This window comes from Mycobacterium sp. TH-M106, from assembly GCF_057473765.1.
This window is the reverse complement of the sequence record NZ_JBYCLE010000207.1, coordinates 1-2,989: the sequence shown is the minus strand read 5'-3', so window position 1 is coordinate 2,989 and position 2,989 is coordinate 1. Positions and strand designations below refer to the sequence as shown.

Here is a 2,989-nt window from a genome sequence, read left to right as displayed (position 1 = left end):
TCCGCGCTGTTCGACCAGGGCGTGCGCCTCGCTCACGGGTGTCCGCCTTTCTCCGCCACTGTGCGGGACTTGTGTCGAAATGTAACACGTTCTAATTTGGGTCCGTGGCCCTGAACATCGCTGACCTCGCTGAACACGCTATCGACGTGGTCCCCGACCGTATCGCCCTGATCTGCGGTGACGAACAGTTGACCTATGCCCAGCTGGAGGAGAAGGCTAACCGGTTCGCGCACTACCTGATTGACCAGGGCGTGATGAAGGACGACAAGGTCGGCCTGTACTGCCGCAACCGCAACGAGATCGTCATCGCGATGCTCGGGATCGTCAAAGCCGGGGCCATCGGCGTCAATGTCAACTTCCGCTACGTCGAGGCTGAGCTGCGCTACCTGTTCGACAACTCCGACATGGTGGCGCTGGTGCACGAGCGACAGTACAGCGACCGAGTCGCCAAGGTGCTGCCGGACACCCCACGCGTCAAGACCATCCTGGTTGTTGAAGACGGCTCCGACCTGGACTATCGGCGCTACGGCGGTGTCGAGTTCTCCACGGCGCTGGCGCAGGGATCGCCGGAACGCGATTTCGGCGAGCTTCTCGGTGAGCGCAGCGCCGACGACATCTACCTGCTCTACACCGGCGGCACCACCGGCTTCCCCAAGGGCGTGATCTGGCGCCACGAGGACATCTACCGGGTGCTGTTCGGCGGCACCGACTTCGTCACCGGCGAGCCGGTCAAAGACGAACACGACCTGGCCAATCAGGCCGCCGCCAACCCGCCGATGATCCGCTACCCGATCCCGCCGATGATTCACGGCGCCACCCAGTCCGCTACCTGGATGGCGTTGTTCGCCGGCCAGACCACGGTGCTGGCACCGGAATTCCACGCCGAGCAAGTGTGGCGCACCATCTGCGACCACAAGGTGAACCTGCTGTTCTTCACCGGCGATGCCATGGCCCGCCCGCTGCTGGACGCGCTGGTCGCCGCCAACGACGCCGGCCAGGAATACGACCTGTCGTCGCTGTACCTGATGGCCAGCACCGCGGCGCTGTTTTCACCCAGCATCAAGGAAAAACTGCTCGAGTTGCTGCCCCATCGCGTCATCACCGATTCCATCGGGTCGTCGGAGACCGGGTTCGGCGGCACCAGCGTCGTCGCCAAGGGTGAGACGAACACCGGCGGACCCCGGGTCAAGATCGACAAGACCACCGTGGTGCTCGACGACGACGGCAACGAAGTGCAGCCCGGCTCGCGGGTGCGGGGCATGATCGCCAAACGCGGCAACATCCCGATCGGCTACTTCAAGGACGAGAAGAAGACCGCCGAGACCTTCCGGGTTATCAACGGCGTTCGCTATGCCATCCCCGGCGACTACGCGCAGGTCGAAGCCGACGGGACGGTCACCATGCTGGGCCGCGGCTCGATGTCGATCAACAGCGGCGGCGAGAAGATCTACCCCGAAGAGGTCGAGGCTGCGCTGAAGGGTCATCCCGACGTGTTCGACGCGCTGGTAGTCGGTGTACCGGACCCCCGCTACGGTCACCACGTCGCCGCGGTGGTGCAACCTCGCGACGGCACCAGACCGTCGCTGGCCGCACTGGACAGTTTCGTCAGATCGGCGCTCGCCGGCTACAAGGTTCCGCGCAGCCTGTGGCTGGTCGACGAGATGAAGCGCTCGCCCGCCGGCAAGCCGGACTACCGCTGGGCCAAGGAGCAGACCGAAGCCCGGCCCGCCGATGAGGTGTATACCGGCCAGGTGACGGCCGGAAGCTGAGCCGATAGGTCAGAACAGACCCTGCAGATCGCTGCCGATCGTTTGGAACGCACTGATCATCGCGAAGGTTTCAAAACCGCCCGCTAGTTGGTACAGGTAGACGTCATTGGCCAGCGGCTGACCGATCGCCTCCAGGAGGTTACCGGCCTTGAGCCCGTCCATGAACCACTGCAGGTCGTAATTTGGAATGGTGACCAAGACGCCGGTGGCCACATCCGCTGTCGGCAGCAACGTCGCGTAGGCCTGTGAGAACGCTCCGGTGAGCGTGTTGACGATGTGGGTGAGCTCGCCTGCCGGGTCGGCCGCCAACGCCGTGCCCATCGTTTCCAGCCCGCTCAGCGTGTCCGCCAGGCTCGGCAGCGACAGTCCCGCTGTCTCCGCCGGCCCGGGCGACGCCAATCCGGCCATTGCATCCTTGAACCCGGTTCCGATCCCCGCCACGCTCTCTTGGAGGGCCTTGAGCGTCATGTCGAAGCTCGGGAACAGGCCGAACTCGGTGGGCACGTTGGCCGGGCTGGTCGACCAGGCGTAGTCGGGGTCGCCGTAGCCCAGGTTGATCAGTGGTGTCAGGATCGGCTGCAGGAAGTCGGCCAGCGGTTTGCCGACGCCTGGAATATCCAGCAGCAGCTGCAGCAGCGGCAGGTAGGGAACCGTTTCGTCGCTGAGCGGAAGCGCGTAGTAGTTGGTCAGCCCCTCGCCGGTCAGTTCCGCAGATCCTGGCAAGAGGCTGAACTCGCCGATATGCTCAGGCGAAAGAGCCTGATACGTCGGATGCACGAACTGGATGCCCAGAATCGAGTTGAGGTCGGACAGGAAGTTGATCGGGTAGCGCGGAATGTCGGCGAACCCGTCGTATGCCTGCATGTAGATGCTGGTCGGGTAGAGATCGTCGGGGGTCGCGCCGTTGAAGGTGATACCCAGACTCGGGATGGTCACCCCGTCCAGGCGTTCGAAGAGGCCGCCGTTGGGCATATTAGGGTCGGCCAGCAGCACGAAGCCGACCTGATCCGGTGACACCCCCTGCTCGTGCAGTAGCGGCATCAGCATCGACGAGATCGTGGAACTCTGGGAGTCGCCCAGGATGGCGACGTGGTTGCCGGGCTCGCCGTCGACGTGCGCCTTGATCGTGTTGTCGAGGATCGTGACGCCCTGGGCCTCCGACTGGTCGAGCGTCAAGCTCTTCACGCCGGTGTAGAGCGCATAGTTGCCCTCGGGCGTGA

2 protein-coding genes are annotated in these 2,989 nt (G+C 64.2%); one reads left to right on the top strand and one right to left on the bottom strand.

From position 1 onward, the window contains the following. Window positions 1-104: 104 nt before the first annotated feature. A complete protein-coding gene (locus AC2VOP_RS07480) occupies window positions 105-1,769 on the top strand; it encodes an acyl-CoA synthetase (protein WP_486960375.1) in 1,665 nt (554 codons plus the stop codon). 9 nt (window positions 1,770-1,778) lie between these two features. Here the strand turns inward: AC2VOP_RS07480 and AC2VOP_RS07475 are convergent. Next, window positions 1,779-2,989, bottom strand: a 1,211-nt coding sequence (locus tag AC2VOP_RS07475; protein WP_486960374.1) for a PE-PPE domain-containing protein, incomplete at its 5' end; no start/stop codon positions are given.